Origin of the sequence: Pseudolysinimonas kribbensis (assembly GCF_030161895.1) — a bacterium.
Lineage (GTDB): Bacteria > Actinomycetota > Actinomycetes > Actinomycetales > Microbacteriaceae > Pseudolysinimonas > Pseudolysinimonas kribbensis.
The window spans coordinates 1,333,126-1,356,154 of record NZ_BSVB01000001.1 but is presented as its reverse complement, the minus strand read 5'-3'; the positions used below and the strand labels follow the sequence as shown (position 1 = coordinate 1,356,154).

The window sequence follows — 23,029 nt, the reverse complement described above, 5'->3', positions numbered from 1 at the left end:
TCCTTCCACCTGCGTCTGATCCCCAAGGGCGACGCCAAAGCGGCCGCCCGCAACGACCTGGTCCGCGACCGTGCCGACCTGCGGTCCGACCTCGAGCGAGGTCGAATCGTCAACGACGAACGCCGAGGAGTGGGAGACCTTCGCCGTGGTCGACGCGCTCGCCGCGTCGTCCGGGCTCTCGGTCGTGCGCGAGAACGACGCGGCCTGCGCGGCCATTGGGCAGTTCTGGGTCGGCCGGCTGTCGGCGGCGCAGAGCTTCGCGACCCTCTACATGGCGACCGGATTCGGTTGCGGCATCGTCGAACACGGGGCACTCGCGCGCGGCGCCTCGTCGAACGTCGGCGAGATCGGGCACATGGTCGTCGAGGTAGACGGGCCTCCGTGCTGGTGCGGATCCCGTGGGTGCCTGGAGATGCTCGCCGCCCCGCGTCGGGTGATCTCCTCGCTATGGCCGATCCGGCGCTGGCCGCCCGACTCGAGTTGTCAGGGGCCGAGGCCGACGTCCGACGCGACTTCGCGGCCGTCGGACGCGCCGCCGCGCAGGGCGACGCCGCCTGCGCGACCCTGATCGAGGGCTCGGCGCGGTACGTGGCGCAGGCGATGCTCTCCGTGGTCAATCTGCTTGACCTCGATCGCGTTTACCTAGCGGGCCCGGGCTTTGCCGAGGCGGGTCCCATCTACCTCCAAGTCATCCGCGACGTCGTCACGCGGTTCGCGCGCACCCGCGACATCCACGGCGTTGAAGTCGTCCTCTCCGATCCGGCGCGCGATGCCGCGGCGGTCGGCGCGGCGGCCCTCGCCCTGCAGCAGTCCCTGACCCCGCACATGGTCGTCGGCAGGGACTGATCGGACGGACCTTCTCGACGCAGTCGTTGCGGTCGGTGAACTAACTATCATAAAGTAAGAAAGGACGCCGACTCGAGCGCTCCCTCAATGGCGAAGGGCCCTGGCGTGACGATCCGATCCGTGCTCCTAAATGTCCGAGACGTCGCTCGCTCGGTGGACTTCTACACACGGTTCCTCGGCGCGGTCCCTCTCAGTGCCGTGACCCCGTCCGGGGCGGACCTCGATCTGGTCACGGGAACGCTCCGGCTGCGTCACGTCGAACAGCCGGCGGAATCCACGTGGGTCGCCGATGATCTGCACGCCGGATTTCGGCACGTCGGGTTCAAGGTGGCCTCCTCGAGCCGCTCGTCACCCGGTTGCGCGACGCCGACGTGTCGTTCCACCTCGAGCCCATCGACGCCGAGGGCGGTGTGCGCATCACCTTCTTCTACGACCCCGACGGCACGCTCCTCGAACTGGTGGAGGGTGCGCTGCAGTATCACGAGGTGTTCGATCGAGACGCGGTCGACGAGGACTGGGCGGCAGGAGTGCCGGACCGCCCACGACTTGACCACGTCGCCGAGACGGTGGCCGATCTCGACCGGACGCTCGCCTACTACGGCGGTCTCGGCTGGCGGCACATGGCCGGCATTCATCAGCCCTCCGACCCGCGGGGTTTCGAGATCGCGTACGTGCGTTCGGGAGACTTGGTGCTCGAGGTCTTCACGTTCGCGCGGGCCGAGCTCCTGCCCGCGCGTCCGCTGCTCGACGCCACCGGATTCCTCGGCATCGAGCTGGATCCGGCCCCCGAGGGGGCGAGCCCACTGTAGATGGATGGAGCGTCAGCACGGACCCGGACGGCCTCCTCCTACTCTCGGCGCGTCGATGAGCGGTCGGCTGCCCGATCGGGAGCTTGGATCGACCGGTCTCGTGCTCTCGTCGGTGACGCTCGGCGGCGGGCCGCTCGGCAGCATGCTCGAGAACTTTGGATACGAGGTCGCCGAGGAGCAGGCGATCGAGCTGGTGGGCGACGTCCTGCGCAGCGAGATCCGCACGATCGACACCGCGAACGGCTACTCGGCGGGGCGCAGCGAGCGCCGGATCGGCACCGCGATCGCCCGCTTCGGACTACCCGACGACGTCGTCGTCGTCACCAAGGTCGACGCCGACGGACGGGACTACTCCGGCGACCGGGTGCGCGCCTCGCTGCGTGAGAGCCGGGAGCGCCTCGGGTTGCCCGGGCCGCTGCCGCTCGTCCACCTGCACGATCCCGAGTTCCACGACTTCGCGGACCTCACCGCGCTGGGCGGAGCGGTCGACGCTCTCGTTGAGGCGCGGGAGAGCGGCGCCGTCTCGCACATCGGGCTCGCGGGGGTCGCGTTCAGGACATGCGGCGCTATCTCGACCTGGGCGTCTTCGACGTGCTCCTCGTCCACAACCGGTGGACGCTCGTCGACCGGAGCGGGGGCGACCTCATCGACGACGCGCTCGAACGCGGCGTGGGCGTCGTGAACGCAGCCGTCTTCGGCGGTGGCATCCTCGCCGACGACTCCGGACGCGCGACGGGCTACGGCTACCGGCCGGCGCCACCCGCGACCCTCAAGGCGATCACCGCGATGCGGGACGCGTGCACGCGATGGTCGACCGATCTGCGGACGGCCGCGCTGCGGTTCTCGACCCGTGATCCGCGGTTCGCCTCCACCATTGTGGGCATCAGCAAGCCGGAGCGGGTCGAGCCGACGATCGCGGCGGCCAGCGCCGACCTCCCCGACGGCCTCTGGGAGGAGCTCGAGTCGCTCCTCCCGCCTCGCGCGCATTGGCTCGACTACCGCGACTGACCCGATCCCCACAGGAGAGAACTTCATGCCCTTGGTCCGCGTCGACATTCACACGCATCTGGCCCTGCGCCGGACGGAACTCAGCGCCGCCATCCACTCCGCTCTCGTCGACGGGTGGGAGATGCCGGCCGACGACCTCTTCCAGATCTTCACGGTGCACGAGCCCGGCGACCTGTTCTACAGCCGCACGTATCCGGATGCGGAACGCTCCGACATCATCCTCATTCAGATCCTCGCCTTCACCGGGTATAGCCCGGAGGTGAAGCAACGAGGTGCGGCTCTGATCGCGGACCGGATCGCGGCGCTCGGGCTGCGCCGCGATGACGTGTTGATCGCGCTCTCCGAGAACGGAGACGGCGACTGGCTGGCTCCGGCAAAGGAGGCATGATGCGCCGCGCCGACCTGCCGACGGACTTCGTGTGGGGCACCGCGACCGCGTCGTACCAGGTGGAGGGCGCCGTCCACGAGGGCGGACGGGGCATCAGCATCTGGGATACCTTCGCGCGACGTCGCGGCGCGATCGCCGACGGCTCCACCGGCGACGTCGCCGATGATCACTTCCACCGCTATCGGGAGGACATCGCGCTCATGCGCGACCTGGGCGTGGGTGCGTATCGGTTCTCCATCGCGTGGCCCCGAATCCAGCCCGAGGGCCGCGGCCCCGCGCTCTCCGCCGGACTCGACTTCTACCGCCGGCTCGCGGAGGCCCTGCACGAGGCGGACATCACGCCGTGGGCGACGCTGTACCACTGGGACCTGCCCCAGGCGCTCGAGGACGCCGACGGATGGATGAACCGCAGCACGGCGGATCGGTTCGCCGACTACGCGGGCATCGTCGTGGATGCGCTGGGCGACGTCATCGGCGACTGGATCACGCTGAACGAGCCCTGGTGCTCCTCGTTCCTGGGATACGCCAGCGGCCAGCACGCGCCGGGTCGTCACGAAGGCGCATCGGCGGCGAGGGCCGCGCACCACCTGCTCCTCGGTCACGGTCGGGCGATCGAGGCGATCCGTAGCGCGAGCTCCGAGGCGCGGGTCGGCATCACGCTCAACCTGTACTCCGTGGTCCCGGCCGGCGACTCCGGCGCCGACCACGACGCGGCGCGGCGGATCGATGGACTGTCGAACCGGTTCTTCCTCGATCCAGTGCTCCGCGGCGCGTACCCGGGGACGTGCTCGATGACCTGGGCCAGCGCGAGTGGTTCGACGAAAACGCGGGCGCTGCCGATCTGGTCGAGATCTCGCGGCCGATCGACTTCCTGGGCGTGAACTACTACAGCCGGCACACGACCGCGACCGGTGCGCCGCCGCCTGGTCCCAGCGCGAATCCCGGAAGCGAGTTCGTCAGGATGGTCGACACAGGAGCAGCCACGACGCAGATGGGCTGGGAGATCCATCCCGATGGTCTCATCGACGTACTGCGGATGGCGGCGGAGCGCGCACCGGGACTTCCGCTGTACGTGACGGAGAACGGCTCGGCATGGCCCGACACGATCGCCCCCGACGGCACCGTCGACGACCCGGAGCGCACCGCGTACCTGGAGGCGCACCTCGCGGCCTCGCGCGACGCGATCGCAGAGGGCCTTCCGCTGCGTGGCTACTTCGTCTGGTCCCTCCTGGACAACTTCGAATGGGCGTATGGCTACAGCCGTCGGTTCGGCGTCGTGTACGTCGACTACCCGACGCAGCGACGCATCCCCAAGACCAGCGCACGATGGCTCGCCGCCCTCCTCGGCGGAGAGCTCGCGAGAGGAGCATGATGACCACCGGACCGCTCGTCCGCCGCCCCCTTCACGACGGCTGGACCGTCGAGCCGATCGAGGGGCCCGTGCCCACCGCGGTGCGCGCGGCGGGATCCGTCCCCGCAGCGGTCCCGGGGGTCGTCCACCTCGATCTCATCGCGGCGGCACTCATCGACGACCCCTACCGCGGTCTCGCGGAGAAGGCCCAGGAGTGGATCGGCAGCACCTCGTGGCGCTATCGCACGACCTTCATCTGGTGGCCCGACGATGCCGCGCGCACCGACCTCGTGCTGGAGGGACTGGACACCGTCGCCGAGGTGCTCCTGAACGGCCGGTCGATCCTGTCGTCGCAGAACCAGCACCGCGGCTACCGCGTGCCGGTGCGCGAGCTGCTGGTCGCGGGCGACAACGAGCTCGAGATCCGCTTCGCCGCTCCGGTCCCCGAGGCCGACCGCCGCAGTCTCGAGCTGGGCTACCGACCGCACGTGAACCATCACCCGTTCAACGCCCTGCGGAAGATGGCCTGCAGCTTCGGCTGGGACTGGGGGCCCGACACCGCGACATCGGGCATCTGGCGTCCCATCGGCCTCGAGAGCTGGTCCCGGGCGCGCATCGCCGGACTCGTGCTGTCGCCGGTCGTCGAGGGCTCCGACGGTGTGCTGAACGTGCGGGCGGATGTCGAGTGCGCCGGCGACGCGCAGCTGCGGCTCCGGGTGCGCGCGGGAGAGGCGAGCGAGGAGATCGAGATCACGAGCGACGGCGGTGAGCTCACGGTCCGGATCTCGGATGTCGCGCTCTGGTGGCCCCGCGGATACGGCGAGCAGCCGCTCACGGCTGTTGATGTCGAACTCCTCGACGGCGACGACGTTCTCGACGCCGCACACCGCACCATCGGATTCCGAACGGTCGAGCTGGACACGACGCCGGACGACGCCGGAACCCCTTCCGCATCGTCGTCAACGGCCGGCCAATCGCCGTGAAGGGCGTCAACTGGATCCCGGACGATGCGTTCCCGTCGCGGATTGAGCGCCACCGGCTGGCGACACGCCTGGACCAGGCCGTGGACGCGAACGTCAACCTGCTCCGGGTCTGGGGTGGCGGTCTCTTCGAGAGCGACGACTTCTACGACCTGGCCGACGAGCGCGGCTTGCTGATCTGGCAGGACTTCCTCCTCGCATGCGCCGCATACTCGGAGGAGGAGCCGCTGCGATCGGAGATCGAGGCGGAGGCGCGGGAGAACGTCGCACGCATCGGCTCGCACCCCGCCCTCGTGGTCCTGAACGGCAACAACGAGAACCTCTGGGGCCATGAGGCCTGGGGTTGGAAGCCGCGACTGGAGGGCCGCAGCTGGGGTGCCTTCTACTACCACGAGCTGTTCCCGGCGATCGCCAACGAGCTCGCGCCGCACGTGGGCTACACCCCGGGAGCCCGTTCTCGCCGGACGACGAGCACCACCCCAACGACCCCGAGCACGGCACGATGCACATCTGGGACCTCTGGAACCAGAAGGACTATCCGCACTACCGCGACTACCGGCCGCGATTCGTATCGGAGTTCGGATGGCAGGGGCCGCCGACGTGGTCGACTCTCGAGTCCTGGATTCCCGACCACCCGCTCACACCCGAGTCGCCCGGAATGCTCGTGCACCAGAAAGCCGAGAACGGCAACGTCAAACTGACCGACGGCCTCGTGCCGCATCTGCCGCTCCCGAACGACATGCGGGACTGGCATTGGGCGATGTCGCTGAACCAGGCGATGGCGATCCGCACCGCAGTGGAGTGGTTCCGCTCCCTGCAGCCCCACTGCATGGGCACGATCCTCTGGCAGCTCAACGACTGCTGGCCCGTCGTCTCGTGGGCGGCGATTGACGGTCTCGGACGGCGGAAGCCGCTGTGGTATGCCCTGCGCGAGGCCTATCGCCCGCGGCTGCTGACGATCCAACCCGACGGCGACGGCTTCACTGTCGCGGCCGTCAACGACCTGGCCGAGGACTGGTCCGCGACGCTCGTGGTGACCCGACGCGCCGTCAACGGAACCGAGCTCGCCACGTCGTCGCAGGAGGTGACGGCGCAGGGATGGGGCGCCGAGCACGTCGCGATCACGCCCGCCATCGCGGCGCCGGGGGACGCGCGCGGCGAGCTGATCGTGGCGACGCTCGGCGACGAGCGCGCGCTGTGGTTCTTCGCCGAGCCGCGCGACTCCGCACTCGATCCCGGGGCAGTGGACGCGGTCGCGGAGCGAATCGACGGCGGATGCCGGCTGCGGATCACGGCTCGCGGTCTGGTCCGCGACCTCGCGATCCTGGCCGACATCGTCGATCCGGAGGCGGTCGCGGATCGGTCGCTCATCGACCTTCTCCCTGGCGAGTCCGTCGTGGTCGACATCCGCACGAGCTGGGACGGGGATCCGAGCAGGTTCGCGGAGGCCGACGTCGTCCGGTCGCTCAACGACCTGCTTGGATCCGCGACCGTGGCGGGCGCCGGGCGGGATCGCGTCCGCACGGTGAGCACGTCCTAAATCTGCGCCTGGGTCCGCCAAGATCCCCTGCTGCGAGAGGGGCGGCCGCAGGCCGTTGTACGGAAGATTGCCGTACACTGGCTTCCATGCCTGCGGCGCTGAAGAACGAACGCATCGAGCTCCGTCTCACGGGGGAGCAGAAGCGCACCATCGAGCAGGCGGCAACGATCTCGGGTCGGTCGGTGACGGACTTCTCGGTTCCGCTTCTGGTGGACGAGGCCGCCGAGGTGATCCGTCAGGACCGCGAACTCCACATGTCCGCCGATGCATGGGACGCCTTCAACGAGATCCTCGACCGACCGGCCGCCTCCCTTGCGGGTCTCGCCGATCTGCTCCGCCGCCCCTCTGTTTTCAACGATTGACCTCGTTCAGCCGGCCTCGGGCGATCACGCCGCGGGATGACGTCACGGGGTTCCGCTGCGGCGAGCAGTCCCTGGACAGCTGGCTCAGTATGCGCGCCATCAGGAACGAAGTCGCGAACGCATCCCGCACGTTCGTCTCGATCGAGCGTGAGACCGACGTCGTCGCCGGGTACTACTGCCTGAGCTCATCGTCGATCGCTCGCGAACACTCGGGCCGACTTCTGGGCGGTCATGGCACCCCGAACCCGATCCCGGTCATCCTGATCGGCCGGCTCGCGGTGGACGAGCGATTCACGGGACAAGGCCTCGGCGCGTCTCTCCTGCAGGACGCCGTCATCAAGGGGATCGAGGCATCGCGCACCGTGGGCTCCCGCGCCTTCCTCGTCCACGCCCTCAACGACGGCGCCGTCGCCTTCTACCGCAAGTTCGGATTCGCCGAAGTCCCGGACTCGCCTCGGGTCATGTACCTGCTGACGAAGGATGCCGAGAAGACCATCACCGATCTGGCGTGAGGGAACCGGCGTCGCCTTCGCTCTCCATGGCGCGCTGGCGCGCGCGGAAGGTGCGGAGGTGCTCGCGGTTGCCGCAGGTGGCGAGGTCGTCCCACACGCGGCTGTTGTTCTTGGACCGGTCGAAGAAGACGATGCGGCAGCTCGGGTTGCGGCATGCCTTGAGCCGGCGCCAGGTTCCCTGCTGCTGTGCGTCGTAGACGTCGCGGAGCAGGGTTGCCGTGAGACGGGCCGCCGCCCCTCCTTCGCCGTCCAGCTGCACGCTGCCGTTCGCGTCGAGGGAGATGGAGAGCTTCGCGCTCGGAGCGGACGTCGTGACGTCGGCCTCGCCGTCGAGTGAGGTCAGGAGGGCGCTGCGCAGGCGCTTCAACGGTGCCAGGTCGTCGGAGCCCAGCTTCACCTCGGCGGGATCGGCTCCGCGCGCGCGCACGGCCTCGTCCAACCACGACTGCGCAGGCCCGAGGTCGTCCAGGAGGTCGGTCAGCGCGGGGTGACCCACCGGGGCGGTGCTCAGGAAGTCGTGCACGAACGCGAGCTGTCCGGGCGCCGCGTCGGTGCCATAGCGGGCGGTCGCGCTCCACGTCATGCTGCGATGGTAGCGCGCGAAAGAGGCAAAAGCCGGATGGGTGTGTCTCCGCGTGAAATTGGTGTTACGGTTTTGACCGTTTCCACCCCACCAACACTTCGAGGCGTCCCGATGATCGTCATCACTGGAGCGACCGGCCACGTCGGCACGCCGCTCACCCTGCAGCTGCTGGATGCCGGCGAGCAGGTGCGCGTCACCACCCGCGACGCCGACAACGCCGCCGCGTTCGCCGGGCGCGCCGAGGTCGCCGTCGTCGACTTCGCCGACCCGGCCACCCTCGAGGCGGCCTTCGCGGGCGCCGACCGCGCCTACATCGCCGCGGGCGTCTCTGAGACGCAGGCGCAGGACGAGATCGCCCTGATCGACGCCGCCACCAAGGCGGGCGTCGGCTACATCGTGAAGCTGTCGGTGATCGGCGCGGGCGGCGACTACCCGGTCGTGGTGCAGCAGCTGAACACCGCCATCGAGGCGCACCTGCAGGAGAGCGACGTGGCGTGGACGATCGTGCGCCCCGCCACCTACTTCGGCTCCATCATCGACCTGCCGGCCGGGTTCATCGAGGCCGGCGCGTGGGGCGGCGTGACCGACCCGGGCACGGCCGCGTTCATCGACACCGACGACGTCGCTGCGTTCTCCGCACGTCTGCTGATCGACGGACCGACCTCGCACGCCGGCAAGATCTACACGATCACCGGCCCCCAGTCGCTCTCGCTCGAGCAGGTCGCGGCCGCGCTCAGCGCCCAGCGCGGAACCCAGATCACCTTCACCCAGCGCACCGAGGCCGAGCAGACCCAGTTGCTCGCCGGCGCCGGAGTGCCCGAGGCGTTCATCGGCATCCTGCTGGGCATCGACAAGATGACCCGCGACGACATCATGGCCGAGGTCTCACCGACGTTCTCCGAGATCGTGGGCCGTGCGCCTCGGCCGCTCTCGGCCTGGCTGGCCTTCACCGTCGAGTAGACGTGCCGCCGTGCTCGCGGCCGCCCGTGGCTTCCTTTGCCCAACACCTCCGCTAACGTCACTTTGTCTGACAAGTATTCGTTGAGTGCCGAGCCTCCCGGGAGGCGTTTTCGGTTCGACTGAGGGTGGCGAGGATGGCGACGGTCGCATTTATCGGGCTGGGGATCATGGGACGCCCGATGGCCGTCAATCTCGTGAAGGCGGGATTCGACGTGCGCGGATTCAGCCGCACCGGCCGAAGCCGTGATGCGGCCGCCGCGCAGGGCGTGCCGATCGTCGGCTCGCTGGATGCGGCCGTGGCGGACGCCGACGTCGTCATCACCATGCTGCCCGACACTCCCGATGTCGAGGCGGTCGCCCTCGGTGACGGCGGAGCCCTGGCCGGCATGCGGCGGGGCGCGCTCTACATCGACATGAGCACGATCGATCCCGAAGGTGCGCTGCGCGTCCACGATGCCGCGGCGAGGGCCGGCATCGGATGCCTGGACGCTCCGGTGAGCGGCGGAGAGGTCGCCTCGATCGAGGGCACCCTGTCGATCATGGCGGGCGGCACTCGTGAGGACTTCGATGCCGCACGCGAGCTGTTCTACGCGATCGGGGCCAGCGCGATCCTCGTCGGAGGTGCGGGTTCCGGGCAGGTCGTGAAGGCCGCGAATCAACTCATGGTGGCCGGCCATCTGCAGATGCTGGCCGAGGCGATCGTGTTGCTCAAAGCGCACGACGTGGATGAGCGGGGCGCGCTCGCGGTGCTGGGTGCAGGCCTCGCCGGGAGCACCGTTCTCGCGCGCAAGCAGAACGCGATCCTCGAGCAGGACTATCGGCCCGGCTTCCGGGTGGAGCTGCACAACAAGGATCTCGCCATCGTGCAGAACGCCGCGAGGCGCAAAGGGGTGGCCCTGCCGGCGACGGCGTTGGTGTCGCAGTTCATGCAGGCGCTCGTCGCCCAGGGTTACGGCGCACTCGACCACTCGGCTCTGTATCTGCTGGCGGACGAGCTGAACACCCGCCGCGCCGAGGCGATGGTCTGACCCGTGCCGGCCATCCATCACGTGCTCGCGACGGTCGACTACTCACCGGCCCATCGCGAGCACCTGCGGCGACTGTTCGCGCCTGCCGACGTCGAGTTCGTCTCGGCGTCGGATGTCGCCGCCATCGATCGGGCGCTGGAGAGGTCCGATGTCGCCGTGCTCGCCGGCGACGTGAGCGATCAGATCGCCCGGGCGCCGGGGCTGCGGTGGATCCACTGCGACCATGCCGGTCTGAACGCCAGCGCTCGGCCGGAGATCATCGGGCGGCGCGACCTCGTGGTCACCGCCTCGGCGGGACGAGCCGCGCCGGCCTTGGCGCAGCACGCCATCTTCTTCGCCCTCGCTCTCACCTATGACGCGCCCGGTCTGGTGGAGATGAAGAGCCGTCGACTGTGGCGCGGACTGCCGGGCTATGAGGATCGCCGGGGCCTCATGGGCAAGACCATGACGGTCGTCGGCCTCGGGCACACCGGACGAGAGGTCGTGCGACTCGCGGGCGCTCTGGGCATGCGGGTGATCGGCTACGGCCGCGGTGCGGCACAGGGCCAGGTCGCCGGACTCGACGAGTACGTGGATGCCGCGGCCGGCGGCCGCCTCGACGAGGTGCTCGGCCGCAGCGATGTCGTGGTGCTCTGCGTGCGGTTGACCGACGAGACCTATCACCTGATCGGCGAGCAGCAGCTCGAGGCGATGAGGTCGACCTCCTATCTCATCAACCTGGCGCGGGGGTCGGTCGTCGACGAGCACGCGCTGGTCGCCGCCCTCCGCGCAGGCACGATCGCCGGAGCCGGCCTCGATGTCTTCGAGCGCGAGCCGTTGCCCGCGGATGCGGAGATCTGGGACGCGCCGAACACGATCATCACACCGCACGTCACCGCCGAGATGCCGGATCTGGTGGCGCGCTCGCTGGCGATCATCGAGCGGAACGTCGACCGGTACCGCGCCGGCGAGCCACTGGAGAACGCGATGGCGGCGGGCGACCTCTACACGCACTGAACGGGCAGCGCGAGGATCAGCGCAGCCCCGCGCCGTCCGCCCGCGCGGCGACCAGGCGATCGGCCGCCGTCTGAAGATGGTCGGTGATGCGGTGGACGGCGAGCTCCACGTCGCCCGTCCGGATCGCCTCGAGCAGGTTGCTGTGCTCCTGCCAGTTGAGGGTCGGGTCGAAGATCGACTGCTCGTGCGCGACGCACAGGTGGGCCTCGCCGACGATGGTCTCGTACATCCGGTTCAGCCGTTCGCTGCCGACGGCGTGCACCAGCGCCTCGTGGAAGCCGATATCGAACCCGACCGCCTGCGCCGTCGCGTCCGGTCCCTCCGCCATCCGAAGCGAGTCGAGCGCGGCGCTCGCCTCCGGGGTCACCAGGCGGCGGCCCGCCAGGTTCGCGACGACCTCCCGCTCGAAGAAGATGCGGCTGCGGTAGAGATCCTCGATGTCGGCCACCGACAGGATCGGCACCAGGGCGGACTTGTTCGCGGTGCGTCGGAGGATGCCGGTCTGCACCACGCGCTCGATGGCGGCCTTGGCCGTCGGACGCGCGACCCCGTAGAGGCTCGCGACCTCCTGTTCGGTGAGCCGGGAGCCGGCAGGGAACTCACCGGTCAGCACTCGTGTGCGCACGGCGTCGGCCAGGGCATCCACGATGCTCGGCGTCTTCAGCTCAATGGTCACGTCACTCCCTCAGCTTCGTCGGAGAAGCTTGCCGCCCCGTATTGCTAGCACACTAGATATACACACGTAATGTGGCGTGCGCGCGATGGGGGAGCGGTGGGATGCGATCTCAGCCGGCGAGGTTGGCGAGCGTTCCGATTCCCTCGATCTCGATGGCGACCTCTTCGCCGGCGTGGACGGCGTGCATCGTGCCGGGGCACCCCGTCATGATGACGTCTCCGGGCCCGAGTTCCATGTACCGGGTGACGTAGGTCAGCAGCTCGGGCACACTGCGGGCGAGGTCGGCCGTCGACCCCGTCGCGACCTCCGCTCCTGCCACCCGCAGACGGATGGACAGGGCGCTCGGATCGAGGTCGGTCTCGATCCACGGCCCGACCGGGCTGTAGTTCTCGCCGTTCTTCGTCTGGGTCCAGAAGCTGTCGAGGGGGCTCTGGTCTGCGGCGCTCACGTCGTTCACGACCGTGTATCCCAGGACGGCGTCGAGGGCGTCGCGCTCCTGGAGTCGACGGGCGCGGCGCCGGATGACGACGCCCAGCTCGCCCTCGACGACGACCCGGCCCAGCGACTCGTCGATGGGCACCACGTCGCCAGGGCCGGCGAGGGTGCGCGCCGACTTGTGGAAAGCCTGCGGCGGGAGCGCTCGATCGGCGCGCGAGCCGTTGTGCGCCATGCCGAGGATGACGGTGGGCACGCTCGGAGCGAGGAGCCGGGCGGTGTCGGCGTCGATAGTCTGACCGGTCGGGGTCGGTTCGACGGCGAACGGGTCGTCGATCACCGCCCACAGGCCGTCCTGCCACATGACGGGCACGGCGCCCTCGCCTGTCTGAACCCGGGCGATGCGCATGGTCTGCCTCCTGGCGACTCTCGACAAATTTCTGTCTTATCAGATTACTTGTCAGACTATTGTCGATTCGACGGCCCAGCAGGGCCACCGGCGCGCGACGATGCGGAGAACCAGTGAAACACGACACCCCCGCCCTGTCTCTCGATGGCGAGTGGCGAGTGACCCGATGGGATCAGGCTCCGGCCGACGACGGCCCCGAGCCCGCGAACGCCGACTGGCTGCCGGCCGTGGTGCCGGGCGTCATCCAGTACGACCTGGTGCGCGCGGGTCGACTCGAGAACCCCTTCGGCGGCACCGAGGCGGCACGCGAGGCGGCGTGGGTCGCGGAGTCGGACTGGGTCTACGCGACCGACTTCGATGCTCCCGACCTCGAGTCGGCGCCCCGCTGGGGCCTGCACTTCGACGGCATCGACACCTTCGCCGAGGTGTGGCTCAACGGGCAGCTCCTCGGCCGGACCGGCAACGCGTACCGCAACTACGACTTCGAGCTCGAATCGAGTCGACTGACGCCGACCGGCAACCGGCTCGTCGTGCGCCTGCGGAACCACGCGTCCGGCGTCGCCGACAAGATCCCCGAGGCGCGCGAGCGGCTGCGCGTCACCGACGGCATCGAGGGCCGGACGGGCAAAGCGCTGATCCGCCGCTATCAGCGGAGCTTCTTCACGGGCAGCAGCCTGCTGAACGTGGGCACCAGCGTGCTGGGAATCGGCATCCATCGCCCGGTCAGTCTCGTGCCGCTGCCCGCCGCGACGATCACCGATCTCTTCGTCAAGACCGTCGATGTCGCCGACGGCACCGCGACGCTCGACGCGCGCGTGGCGATCACGCGCACGGCCCCGGGCACGGCGGTTCGCGCCCGGGTGAGGTTGATGTCGCCCGATGATCCCGACACCGTCGTGGCCGATGCCGTCGCCGAGGTGCCCGCAGGCGACGGACCGACGGACGTGCATCTGCGCCTCGAGGTACCGGATGCGAAGCTGTGGTGGCCGCGCGGGTACGGCGAGGCCGTGCTGCACGAGGCTCGTGCGACCATCGAATCGGGTGACGTCGTCGTCGACGCCGTCCGCCAGCCGGTCGGCATCAAGACCGTCGAGCTGCGTGAGGAGCTGCCCTCCGGTCGGGCCACCTTCGAGTTCGTCGTCAACGGGGTGCCGGTGCACGTGCGCGGTACCAACTACATCCCGGTCGACTACCTGAAGGTGCACGGCGACGAGGGGGCCTATCGCCGGGTGTTCGAGCTGCTCGTGAACGGCAACAACAACCTGCTGCGGATGTGGGGCGGCGGAGCCGTCGAGTCCGACAGCTTCTACGACGAGTGCGACCGGCTCGGGATCATGATCTGGCAGGACTTCTACCTGCACAGCAATGTGTACCCCGACTACGACCCCGAGTTCGTCGCGGAGTTCGCGGCGGAGAGCCGGGAGATGGTCCACCAGCTCCGCCGTCACGCCGGCCTCGTGCTGTTGTGCGGCGGCAACGAGCAGCGCGAGGGCTGGGACGAGTGGGGCTGGCGCGACACGATGGACCGCTTCTACGGCGAGAAGCTGATCACCGAGACGATCCCGGCCATCGTCGCCGAGCTCGACTCCGGCATCCCCTATATCGACAACTCGCCGCACGGTGGATCGACGTCGCAGTCGCCTCTGGCGGGCGAGGGTCACATCTGGGGCAGCTTCTTCAACTCCACCAAGGACCCGCTGTTCGTGACCGAGACGTGCTGGGGCCAGGAGAGCTATTCGCGGCCGGAGACGCTCGCCGAGGTCATGGGTCTCGACGTCGACGAGTTCGCGGGGCTCGGCTGGGCCGAGCGGTGGCAGGCCCGCACCCATCTCGGTCTCTTCATCAGGATGCCGTTCACCGACTACCACAGCGAGGGCGGCCTGCGGGAGTACCTCGCCGCCCTCGAGGTCGAGCAGGGAATGGCCGACTACTTCGCCCTCTCGAACTTCCGTTTGAGGAGCAGCTCGAACCGCGGCATCGTCTACTGGTCGTTCAACAAGGGCGGCCCCCTCTTCCAGTTCGGTGCCGTCGACTACCGGCTGCGCCCGCTCATGAGCCACTACGTGGTCGCGCGGCTGTATGCCCAGACCGTCGTCGGTGCGTACCGAGACAACGACACCGTGCGCGTGATCGTCTCCAACCGATCGCGGCGGGCGGTGGCCGGCGAACTCGAGATCGTGCACGTGCGCACCGACGGAACAGTGATCAAGCGCTGGCACCAGTCGGTCGAGGTCGCCGAGGACACGAACGCCGAGGTGCTGTCGCTGGACGGCTATTACCGCGAGGTGATCGATCGGAGCACCGAGGTGATCCTCGCGCGCCTCAGCATCGACGGCGAGCCCGTCTCGGAGGATCTGCTGCTGCTGTGCCCTCTGGCAGAACTCCGCACGCCGCGATCGGAGGTCGCCGTCGAGGTTGCCCGAGCCGGTGCGGGGATATGGGATCTGACGCTGTCGGTCGCGGGGGTGTCGAAGCTCACGCAGATCGACGGCGCCGACGATCTCGTCATGAGCGACAACTTCCTGCCCCTCGTCGCGGGATATCCGAGAACGGTCCGGGTCACGGCGACCGACTCGTCCGGGGCGGCGGCGAGGACGCTGCGCGTGCACTCCCTCGACGGCCGGGAGGTCACCGAAGTCGTCCTCGATTGAGCGCAGGACAGGGGCACACTAGGTGGGGCGTGCCGACGTGACGTTGCACGGCCACATCGATAGTGAGGCGAAGGCGATGGAGCGACGTCGAGACGCGGGCCCGGCCGGGTCGGTGCTGATCCGTCGCGCCGATGCTGGCGACGTGCCGGCGATCGCGCGGTTCCAGCGGACGGCATGGCAGGAGGCTTATGCGGGGATCCTCTCGGCCTCCTATCTGAGCTCGCTGTCGGTGCCCGCCATCGAGCTCGAGTGGGAGGCCTACCTCGAGAGCGGCTCCCGTTCGATCGCGATGGCGCACGACGCCGAGGGCCGGCTGCTGGGGGTCGCGAGCTGGGGCCCCGCCGACGTTCCCGCCGAGCGGCTGCCCCCACTCGAGCTCAAGTCGATCTACGTCGACGCCGCCCATTTCGGGAGAGGGGTCGGGGGCGCCCTGCTGAAGAACGCGCTCGGCGATCGACCGGCGCAGTTGTGGATGTTCGAGGGCAATGAGCGCGCTGCCGCCTTCTACCGGCGGCATGGCTTCTCACCCGACGACGGCCGGCTGCACGATGCCGCCGCGGACGCCTGGGAAGTGCGCCTCGTCCGCTGGGGCTGACGCCCGCGAGGGTGTGCCGGGCCCGCTCTGCGGACCGCTTCGAACCGCGCCTGCGGCTTCATGGAGCCCGTATCCGACCGCCCGCTGAATCGCTCGACCAGAATACTTGACAGACAGTCTTGCCGAAAGTTATGGTCCCTACCGGCGGGTCGTCTGCGCGCAGGCGCGACATGACGAGCCCGAGCTCAGAAGGCGCGGATCGCCCCAGATCCGCGTAGGCCCCAACGGAGGAGAGCCATCACAGTGAGTAACTTCCACGTGCGTTCGGTAGGGCGGCGGCTCGCTGCCGGCCTGCTCGTCGCGGGGATCGCCATCGCCGTCACGGCGTGCAGTTCGGGAGGCGCGACCCCCACCGCATCAGCAACCTCATCCAAGCCCGGCGAGATCTCGGGCAACATCCGCTTCTCGTGGTGGGGCAGCACCGCCCGCTCCGCGCTCATCGACCAGGTGATCTCGCAGTTCGAGGCGAAGTACCCGAACGTCACCGTCTCGGGCGAGCCGCAGGCGAACTTCCCCGACTACTGGACTCAGCTGAGCGTCGAGGCCGCGGCCAAGAACGTGCCGTGCGTCGCCATGCAGGCGACCACCTACCTGGCCAACTACACCAACCCGAGCGTCCTGATGCCTCTCAACAGCCTGATCAAGGACGGCACGATCAGCACCGACGGCATCCCGGAGTCGATCATCAACGGCGGCCGGGCCAACGGCGCCTCGTCCGGCTCGATCTACATGATCGGCACGGGCGCCTCGTCGACGACCCTCGTCTGGAACACGACGATGGCGAAGCAGTACGGCATCCCGGCGCTCACCACGAAGATGACGTGGGACGACTACACCAAGTGGCTGATCGCGGCGCAGAAGAAGCTGCCGGCAGGCGTCAGCGCCATCGACATCCAGGGCGAGTGGAACGCGATGGACATGCTCTACGCCTACGCACGCGGCTACGGCGACGACATCTACGTGAAGACCAAGACCGGATACAAGCTCGGCGTCACGCAGAAGACCCTGACCGACTACTTCGACTGGTGGGCGAACCTGCAGAAGGCCGGCGTCACCACGACGCCCGCGCAGGCATCCGAGGAGCCGACGACGGCCGGTGACGACTATCTCGCTCAGGGCAAGGCCCTCGTGGAGGTCGCGACGAGCAACCTGCTCGCCGACCAGACCACGCTCAACGCGAGCAAGCAGGTCGCGGCCGCGACGTACTTCCCGTACGGGCCGGCCAAGACCAACGGCAACGTGTTCGACGTCTCCGGGCCCTCGATCGCCGCGGACTGCGCCGACAAGCCCGCTGCCGCCGCGTTCGTGAACTTCTGGATCAACGACCCCACCGCCGTCGCGACGTTCGCGTCGAACCTCGGTGCCGTCACGAACCCGAAGCTCCTCGCCCCTCAGCTGACGGCCACGACCAACGACCCAGCCACCACGGCGAGCCTGAAGTTCAACGACCAGATGCTGAAGGACAACTTCCCCGTTCAGGTGCACGCGGCCGGCTACCCGACGCTCCTCACCCAGCTCCAGACCGTGGTGCAGAACGTGCAGTTCGGCCGACAGTCGGCGAAGGCGGCGGCTTCGACGTTCATCAGCGAAGCGAACGCGACGCTGGCGCAGGCCGCGGCCGCTCAGTAGGTGCAGCGGAGCGCCGCCCTCGTGGCGGCGCTCCGCTGCATCGCACCCGGTACCGTGCCGGAACGACGAAGAACAGGTGGGACACACGTGACAACGATCACCAGGACGGCCCGGCCCGCGGCGGCCGCGGCGCTCCCGCGGCGGCGTGCCAAGAAGAGACGGGATGGCCGGGCCGCCCTGGTCTTCCTCGCCCCGTGGCTCCTCGGCATCCTGCTCGTCACCGCCGGCCCGCTGCTCGCGTCGCTCTACCTGTCGTTCACGCAGTACAACCTGATCTCGGCGCCCGTGTGGGTGGGCTTCAGCAACTTCATCGCCCTGTTCAACGACCCGAACTTCCTCGCCTCGGCAGGGGCGACGCTCATCTACGTCGTCGTCTCCGTGCCCCTGGTGCTGGTGCTCGCGCTGCTGCTGGCCTCCGCCCTCAACGCGAAGCTGCGCGGGATGGTGATCTACCGCACGCTCTTCTACATCCCCACTCTCCTGGGGGCGAGTGTCGCCATCGCGGTGCTCTGGAGCGAACTGTTCTCGACCAACGGCGCCGTCAACAACCTGCTCTCGATCTTCCACATCACCGGGTTGTCGTGGCTGGGCGACCCGTCGACCGCGCTGTACACACTGGTGGCGCTGAACGTCTGGACCTTCGGCGGCACGATGGTGATCTTCCTGGCCGGGCTGCGGCAGATCCCGGTGAGCCTCTATGAGGCGGCTGAGCTCGACGGAGCCGGCCGCTGGCGCAAGTTCACGTCGGTGACGTTCCCCACCCTCTCTCCGGTGATCTTCTTCAACGGTCTGATGGTGACGATCGCGGCGTTCCAGTCGTTCACCCCGGCCTACGTCGTGAGCAACGGCACCGGCGGCCCGGTGAACTCGACGCTGCTCTACTCGCTGTACGTCTATCAGGTCGGCTTCGAGCAGCTCCGGATGGGATATGCGGCGGCGGCGGCATGGGTGCTCGTCATCATCATCGGCGGCTTGACCGCCATTGCCTTCTCGACCTCACGATTCTGGGTGCACTATGGCGATTAGTCAGGCGAACATCGGCCCGCGACAGGGGCGGCGCTTCATCGTGGGGCCGCGTCGCGCGATCGTGCCCGGCAAGCTCCTGCGGCACATCGTGCTCATCGTGATCCTGATCTTCATGCTGTACCCGCTGGTGTGGCTCGTCTTCGCCTCATTCGGCCCGACCGCAGAGGTGTTCACGAACACGGGCCTGCTGCGCCACACCTGGACCCTGTCGAACTACGTCAACGGCTGGAATCTGCTGCCAGGGCTCTCGTTCTCGTCGTTCTTCGCGAACTCGCTGATCATCTCGGTGCTCTCGGTGATCGGCAACGTGGTGTCGTGCACGATGGCGGCGTACGCGTTCGCCCGCCTCAAGTTCCGATTCCGGGGGTCGCCTTCGCCGTCATGCTCGTGACGATCCTGCTGCCGGCGCAGGTGCTGATCATTCCGCAGTACATCGCGTTCCATCAGATCGGATGGCTGAACACCTACCTGCCGCTCATCGTGCCCCGGTGGCTCGCGACGGACGGCTTCTACATCTTCCTGATGGTGCAGTTCATCCGGGGTCTCCCGACCGAGCTCGACGAGGCCGCGAAGATGGACGGCGGAAGTCACTTCTGGATCTTCACGCGCGTGATCGTGCCGCTCGCCCTGCCGGCGATGGCGACGGTCGCCCTGTTCAGCTTCGTGCAGAGCTGGAACGACTTCCTCGGGCCGCTGCTCTACATCACGACGCCCTCGAAGTTCACCGTGCCGCTCGGACTCACCGCCTTCACGAACTCCGGCGGCACCGGCGCCGCATCCGCCTGGGGCCCGCTCTTCGCGATGTGCGTCATCGGTCTCGGGCCGGTGGTCGCCGTCTTCCTGGCGACGCAGCGCTTCCTCTCCGAGGGCATCGCCACCTCCGGTTTCAAATAGGCCCGACGATGAGGAGGACGCACTCGTGAGATACCGGACGCTGGGACGGAGTGGGACGGTCGTCTCCACCTACGCTCTCGGAACGATGACCTTCGGGGTCGAGACCGACGAGGAGACCTCGCACGCGATCCTCGACTCGTACCTCGACGTCGGCGGCAACCTGATCGACACCGCCGACGTCTACGGTCACGGGGCGTCCGAGGAGATCGTCGGCAGCTGGCTCGCGAAGCACCCGGCCGACCGCGGCCGAGTGGTCGTGGCCACGAAGGGCCGGCTGGGCATGGGGTCCGCGCCGAACGACCTGGGGTCGTCACGTGTGCACCTCGGCCGGGCTCTGGATGCGTCGTTGGCGCGACTCGGCGTGGAGCAGATCGACCTCTACCAGATGCACTCCTGGGACCCGCTGACGCCGCTCGACGAGACCCTGCGCTTCCTCTCCGACTCGGTGAGCAACGGCAAGATCGCCCACTTCGGCTTCTCGAACTACGTCGGCTGGGAGATCGCGAAGGCCGCCCACATCGTCGACCGGCTCGGCCTGAACCCCCCGTCACGCTGCAGCCGCAATACAACCTGCTCGTGCGCGAGATCGAGGCCGAGATCATCCCGGCGTGCCTCGACACCGGACTGGGCATCCTGCCGTGGTCTCCGCTGGCCGCCGGGTGGCTGACGGGCAAGTACCAGCGCGACAGCGCGCCCGATCCGGCGACCCGGATGGGCGAGAACCCCGAGCGCGGATCGGAGGCGTGGCGGGTGAGGAATGCGAAGGAGCGCACCTGGCGCATCATCGATGCCGTCCGCGAAGTCGCCGACGCGCGCGAGGTGCCGATGTCGCGCGTCGCTCTCGCCTGGGTCGAGGCGCGTCCGGCCGTGACGTCGGTCATCCTCGGGGTGCGCACTCCGGAGCAGTTCGACGACAACATCGCGGCGGCGGACCTCGAGCTCACGCCGGAGGAGTCGGATCACCTCACCGAGGTCAGCCGGCCCGACTTCCCGGGCTACCCCTACGGTGACACCGGCACGGTCCTGCGGGGCCGGCCGCTGCCGTAGCCCGTCATCCGGCCGCAGCCCCGCCAATAGGCTGGACGACACATGGAGAACGACGATCGTGCACGCGTCGGCCTGATCGGCACCGGGCCGTGGGCCGCCTCGGTGCACGCGCCGGCGATCGCGCGCGATGACCGGGTGCGCTTCGGCGGCGTCTGGGGTCGCAACCCCGACGCCGCGCGTGCGCTCGCCGACGCGCACGGCGCCACGGCCTACGCCGACCCGCACGAGCTGATCGACGCGGTCGACGTCGTCGTCTTCGCGGTTCCGCCCGACGTGCAGCACCCCTCGCACTCACGGCCGCGCGGGCCGGGCGTCAGCTGCTGCTCGAGAAGCCGACCGGGTTCTCGACGGCCTGCGCCCTCGTGCTCGCCGACGCCGTCGACGAGCACGGCGTCGCCTCCGTGGTGTTCTTCACCGCGCAGCTCGCGCCGGAGTTCGACGCGTGGGTGCAGCGCACGCGCGACGAGGGGGCGTGGCTGGCTCAGATGCGCAACATCGCGCGAACCCTCGTCGACCCCGCGAACCCCTTCGGAGCCTCGGCGTGGCGGCATGAGCGCGGACAGCTCTGGGACTCGGCGCCGCACGAGGTCGCGATGGCGCTGCGGCTGCTCGGCCCGGCTCACGAGGTGCAGTGCCTGCGCGGGCAGGGCGACCTCTCGCTGGTGACCATCGGCCATGCCGGGGTCGGCCGAGATCGCCCTGCGCGGCGATGCCCCGGTGAGCGACGTGGGCACGCGCGTGCTGACCCGCGAGGGCGTCGCGGTGCCGCCCGACAACGACTGGGGCGACCTGGCGGCATCGGCCGCGGAACGCGCCCTCGGTCATCTGGCGGAGGCGGCCGCGGGTCGGGCCACCGGGTCGCTGCTCGACGCGCGGTTCGCCGTCGACGTCACCCGGGTGCTGGAGGCCGCGGAGCGGTCGGCCCGCGACGGCGTGCGCGTCGGACTTTCGGCCTAGGCGCGCAGGAGGCGCCCCGCCTCGAGGCCGGTGAAGTGGCATCCCAGCACCGTGTCGTGGTCGTCGTCGATCAGGCGGGCGAGCTCGGCGCGCGTGCGACGTGCCAGAGCCGGGTCGACATCGGTGACGGCGTCCCAGTCGGTGTGGGTGAGCTGCGCGGGGCAGTGGATGGCGTCGCCGAGCAGGAGGGCGCGCTCGGTACCGTCGTGCGCGGCGAAGACGGCGTGGCCGGGGTGTGCCCGGGCGCGGCCATGCGGCGCATCCCGGGGCGCACAGGCGTGTCGGCGCCGTCGCGCAGGTCGAGTCGGCCGGCGACGGCGAGCGCCCTCATGGCCGACGTGGCCCGATCCGACGGTGCCCCTTCCGCCGGGCTGCCGTCGACGAAGTGGTCCCAGTCCGCCCGGCCGAGAACCGTCGTGGCGTGCCCGAAGACCGGAGCGCCCTCGGCATCCGCGATCCAGCCGATGTGGTCGGAGTGCAGGTGGCTGATGGCCACGATGGCGATGTCGTCCGGAGCGAAGCCGACCTCGGCGAGGGCGCCGAGAAGGCGGCCGCCGCTGAGGTGAGGCGGCGGGTCGGCGAGCGGTCCGAACCCGAGGTCGATGAGCGTCACGGGATCGCTCGGGATGAGGAAGCAGCCTACGGGCACCGTCCAGTCGCCGGCGTCGTCGTGATACCGGTCCCAGGCGGCGGTCGGGTGCTGCGGGGATCCGACGAAGTCGCGGTCCATGTCGATGTGGCCGTCGACGAGGGCGAGGAGGTCGAGGTCGCCGATCCGGTAGCGGCGGGTGCGGAAGTCGGGCGCGCTCACGCCGGGCTCATCACGGGATCGGCGACGGCGTCCTGGGCGAACCGGGTGCTGTTGCGGTAGGCGAGCGCCATGATCGTGAGCACGGGATTCACGCCGCCGTTGGTGACGTGCACGGAGCCGTCGGCGATCAGCAGCTCCGGATGACCCCAGACCCGCCCCCACGAGTCGGTGACCGACGAGGCCGGATCGTCGCCCATGCGGCAGGTTCCCGCCTGGTGCTGGCCGCCGCTCGGGCCGGCCGGGCGGTCCGACGCGTCCATGCGCACGACCCGTTCGGCGCCCGACGCCGTCAGCCAGTCGGCGGCCCGGTCGGCCAGGAGGGCCGCCGCCTGCCGGTCCTCCGCGCGAATGTCGCCGCTCAGCCGCGCGACCGGCACGCCGAAGCGGTCGGTCACCTCCGCGTCGACCTCGACCCGTGAGTCCGGATTCGGCACCTCCTGCACAGGCCCGAACACCATGAGCATCCGCGGCCACAGCTCGCGCATGCCCCGCTTCGTGTCGGCGCCCCAGCGGGGAGCACGCCGAGGGCCGTGAGC

General features: G+C 69.3%; 26 protein-coding genes and 4 pseudogenes. 24 read left to right on the top strand and 6 right to left on the bottom strand.

The features are described from left to right. The first annotated feature begins 70 nt into the window (after nucleotides 1-70). The 12 genes and pseudogenes from QQK35_RS07555 (at nucleotide 71) to QQK35_RS07505 (ending at nucleotide 7,796) form a co-directional block, all read left to right on the top strand. On the top strand, nucleotides 71-568 hold the full coding sequence (locus QQK35_RS07555) for an ROK family protein (protein ID WP_348534908.1): 498 nt from the start codon (nucleotides 71-73) through the stop codon (nucleotides 566-568). Further along, nucleotides 481-846, top strand: coding sequence for an ROK family protein (locus tag QQK35_RS07550; protein ID WP_284255633.1), 366 nt, complete (start codon nucleotides 481-483; stop codon nucleotides 844-846). Before QQK35_RS07555 ends, QQK35_RS07550 begins: the two co-directional genes overlap by 88 nt. 87 nt (nucleotides 847-933) lie before the next feature. Next, nucleotides 934-1,074, top strand: a pseudogene (locus QQK35_RS19710) (VOC family protein); the annotation flags it as partial. Between the two features lie 128 nt (nucleotides 1,075-1,202). Further along, complete coding sequence (locus QQK35_RS07545; RefSeq protein WP_284253629.1) at nucleotides 1,203-1,655, top strand: VOC family protein; 453 nt, start codon at nucleotides 1,203-1,205, stop codon at nucleotides 1,653-1,655. Nucleotides 1,656-1,710: 55 nt separating this feature from the next. Beyond that, complete coding sequence (locus tag QQK35_RS07540; protein ID WP_284253628.1) at nucleotides 1,711-2,337, top strand: aldo/keto reductase; 627 nt, start codon at nucleotides 1,711-1,713, stop codon at nucleotides 2,335-2,337. Beyond that, nucleotides 2,247-2,663, top strand: a complete 417-nt coding sequence (locus QQK35_RS07535) for an aldo/keto reductase (protein WP_284253627.1) — start codon at nucleotides 2,247-2,249, stop codon at nucleotides 2,661-2,663. The genes QQK35_RS07540 and QQK35_RS07535 overlap by 91 nt, the downstream gene beginning before the upstream one ends. Before the next feature lie 25 nt (nucleotides 2,664-2,688). Continuing rightward, nucleotides 2,689-3,051 carry a tautomerase family protein gene (locus QQK35_RS07530; protein ID WP_284253626.1) on the top strand — a complete coding sequence of 121 codons (363 nt, stop codon included), beginning with the start codon at nucleotides 2,689-2,691 and terminating at the stop codon, nucleotides 3,049-3,051. Further along, nucleotides 3,048-4,423, top strand: a pseudogene (locus QQK35_RS20360) (GH1 family beta-glucosidase). Before QQK35_RS07530 ends, QQK35_RS20360 begins: the two are co-directional and overlap by 4 nt. Continuing rightward, entirely contained in the window at nucleotides 4,423-5,385 is a 963-nt protein-coding gene (locus QQK35_RS07520; RefSeq protein WP_284253625.1) for a glycosyl hydrolase 2 galactose-binding domain-containing protein, read from the top strand. Before QQK35_RS20360 ends, QQK35_RS07520 begins: the two are co-directional and overlap by 1 nt. A gap of 499 nt (nucleotides 5,386-5,884) precedes the next feature. Beyond that, nucleotides 5,885-6,922: a glycoside hydrolase family 2 protein gene (locus QQK35_RS07515; RefSeq protein ID WP_284253624.1), complete on the top strand. Its 1,038-nt coding sequence runs from the start codon at nucleotides 5,885-5,887 to the stop codon at nucleotides 6,920-6,922. An 86-nt stretch (nucleotides 6,923-7,008) separates the two neighbouring features. Further along, nucleotides 7,009-7,284, top strand: a complete 276-nt coding sequence (locus QQK35_RS07510) for a type II toxin-antitoxin system TacA family antitoxin (protein WP_284253623.1) — start codon at nucleotides 7,009-7,011, stop codon at nucleotides 7,282-7,284. Nucleotides 7,285-7,373: 89 nt separating this feature from the next. Continuing rightward, complete coding sequence (locus QQK35_RS07505) at nucleotides 7,374-7,796, top strand: GNAT family N-acetyltransferase (RefSeq protein WP_284253622.1); 423 nt, start codon at nucleotides 7,374-7,376, stop codon at nucleotides 7,794-7,796. Here the strand turns inward: QQK35_RS07505 and QQK35_RS07500 are convergent. Then, the gene (locus tag QQK35_RS07500; protein WP_284253621.1) at nucleotides 7,780-8,379 is read right to left on the bottom strand and encodes a CGNR zinc finger domain-containing protein; all 600 of its coding nucleotides are present in this window, start codon (nucleotides 8,377-8,379) and stop codon (nucleotides 7,780-7,782) included. The two genes, QQK35_RS07505 and QQK35_RS07500, sit on opposite strands and share 17 nt — an antisense overlap. A 111-nt stretch (nucleotides 8,380-8,490) precedes the next feature. On the opposite strand from QQK35_RS07500, the gene QQK35_RS07495 reads away from it, so the two are divergent. From QQK35_RS07495 to QQK35_RS07485, 3 genes are all read left to right on the top strand, one after another. Further along, complete coding sequence (locus tag QQK35_RS07495; RefSeq protein ID WP_284253620.1) at nucleotides 8,491-9,339, top strand: NAD(P)H-binding protein; 849 nt, start codon at nucleotides 8,491-8,493, stop codon at nucleotides 9,337-9,339. A gap of 134 nt (nucleotides 9,340-9,473) precedes the next feature. After that, entirely contained in the window at nucleotides 9,474-10,367 is an 894-nt protein-coding gene (locus QQK35_RS07490; RefSeq protein WP_284253619.1) for an NAD(P)-dependent oxidoreductase, read from the top strand. Between the two features lie 3 nt (nucleotides 10,368-10,370). Beyond that, nucleotides 10,371-11,363, top strand: a complete 993-nt coding sequence (locus tag QQK35_RS07485; RefSeq protein WP_284253618.1) for a D-2-hydroxyacid dehydrogenase — start codon at nucleotides 10,371-10,373, stop codon at nucleotides 11,361-11,363. A gap of 16 nt (nucleotides 11,364-11,379) precedes the next feature. Here the strand turns inward: QQK35_RS07485 and QQK35_RS07480 are convergent, their stop codons facing one another. Together QQK35_RS07480 and QQK35_RS07475 are read right to left on the bottom strand one after the other, a co-directional pair. Continuing rightward, nucleotides 11,380-12,039 carry a GntR family transcriptional regulator gene (locus tag QQK35_RS07480; protein ID WP_284253617.1) on the bottom strand — a complete coding sequence of 220 codons (660 nt, stop codon included), beginning with the start codon at nucleotides 12,037-12,039 and terminating at the stop codon, nucleotides 11,380-11,382. Nucleotides 12,040-12,148: 109 nt separating this feature from the next. Beyond that, nucleotides 12,149-12,883 (bottom strand): fumarylacetoacetate hydrolase family protein, encoded by a 735-nt coding sequence (locus QQK35_RS07475; RefSeq protein WP_284253616.1) that lies wholly within the window; start codon nucleotides 12,881-12,883, stop codon nucleotides 12,149-12,151. Between the two features lie 158 nt (nucleotides 12,884-13,041). Here QQK35_RS07475 and QQK35_RS07470 point away from each other — a divergent pair, with 158 nt between their 5' ends. The 8 genes and pseudogenes from QQK35_RS07470 to QQK35_RS20355 all read left to right on the top strand — a co-directional run. Then, nucleotides 13,042-15,534, top strand: coding sequence for a glycoside hydrolase family 2 protein (locus QQK35_RS07470; protein ID WP_284253614.1), 2,493 nt, complete (start codon nucleotides 13,042-13,044; stop codon nucleotides 15,532-15,534). A gap of 76 nt (nucleotides 15,535-15,610) precedes the next feature. Further along, nucleotides 15,611-16,129 carry a GNAT family N-acetyltransferase gene (locus QQK35_RS07465; protein ID WP_284253613.1) on the top strand — a complete coding sequence of 173 codons (519 nt, stop codon included), beginning with the start codon at nucleotides 15,611-15,613 and terminating at the stop codon, nucleotides 16,127-16,129. Between the two features lie 243 nt (nucleotides 16,130-16,372). Next, nucleotides 16,373-17,758 carry an ABC transporter substrate-binding protein gene (locus tag QQK35_RS07460; RefSeq protein ID WP_284253612.1) on the top strand — a complete coding sequence of 462 codons (1,386 nt, stop codon included), beginning with the start codon at nucleotides 16,373-16,375 and terminating at the stop codon, nucleotides 17,756-17,758. Between the two features lie 87 nt (nucleotides 17,759-17,845). Beyond that, the gene (locus tag QQK35_RS07455) at nucleotides 17,846-18,784 is read left to right on the top strand and encodes a carbohydrate ABC transporter permease (RefSeq protein ID WP_284253611.1); all 939 of its coding nucleotides are present in this window, start codon (nucleotides 17,846-17,848) and stop codon (nucleotides 18,782-18,784) included. Next, nucleotides 18,774-19,175, top strand: coding sequence for an ABC transporter permease family protein (locus QQK35_RS07450; RefSeq protein WP_284253609.1), 402 nt, complete (start codon nucleotides 18,774-18,776; stop codon nucleotides 19,173-19,175). Before QQK35_RS07455 ends, QQK35_RS07450 begins: the two co-directional genes overlap by 11 nt. After that, complete coding sequence (locus QQK35_RS07445; protein WP_284253607.1) at nucleotides 19,166-19,678, top strand: carbohydrate ABC transporter permease; 513 nt, start codon at nucleotides 19,166-19,168, stop codon at nucleotides 19,676-19,678. Before QQK35_RS07450 ends, QQK35_RS07445 begins: the two co-directional genes overlap by 10 nt. A 25-nt stretch (nucleotides 19,679-19,703) precedes the next feature. Then, a pseudogene (locus QQK35_RS07440) lies at nucleotides 19,704-20,725 on the top strand (aldo/keto reductase). 42 nt (nucleotides 20,726-20,767) lie between these two features. After that, nucleotides 20,768-20,998 (top strand): annotated as a pseudogene (locus QQK35_RS20355) (Gfo/Idh/MocA family oxidoreductase); the annotation flags it as partial. A gap of 40 nt (nucleotides 20,999-21,038) precedes the next feature. On the opposite strand, the gene QQK35_RS07435 reads toward QQK35_RS20355, so the two are convergent. Further along, complete coding sequence (locus QQK35_RS07435; protein WP_284253606.1) at nucleotides 21,039-21,182, bottom strand: hypothetical protein; 144 nt, start codon at nucleotides 21,180-21,182, stop codon at nucleotides 21,039-21,041. Nucleotides 21,183-21,400: 218 nt separating this feature from the next. Here QQK35_RS07435 and QQK35_RS07430 point away from each other — a divergent pair, with 218 nt between their 5' ends. Then, nucleotides 21,401-21,682, top strand: coding sequence for a hypothetical protein (locus QQK35_RS07430; protein WP_284253605.1), 282 nt, complete (start codon nucleotides 21,401-21,403; stop codon nucleotides 21,680-21,682). Between the two features lie 70 nt (nucleotides 21,683-21,752). Here the strand turns inward: QQK35_RS07430 and QQK35_RS07425 are convergent, their stop codons facing one another. After that, on the bottom strand, nucleotides 21,753-22,493 hold the full coding sequence (locus QQK35_RS07425) for an MBL fold metallo-hydrolase (RefSeq protein ID WP_284253604.1): 741 nt from the start codon (nucleotides 22,491-22,493) through the stop codon (nucleotides 21,753-21,755). Beyond that, nucleotides 22,490-22,978, bottom strand: a complete 489-nt coding sequence (locus QQK35_RS07420; protein WP_284253603.1) for a GMC oxidoreductase — start codon at nucleotides 22,976-22,978, stop codon at nucleotides 22,490-22,492. Before QQK35_RS07420 ends, QQK35_RS07425 begins: the two co-directional genes overlap by 4 nt. Nucleotides 22,979-23,029: the final 51 nt, after the last annotated feature.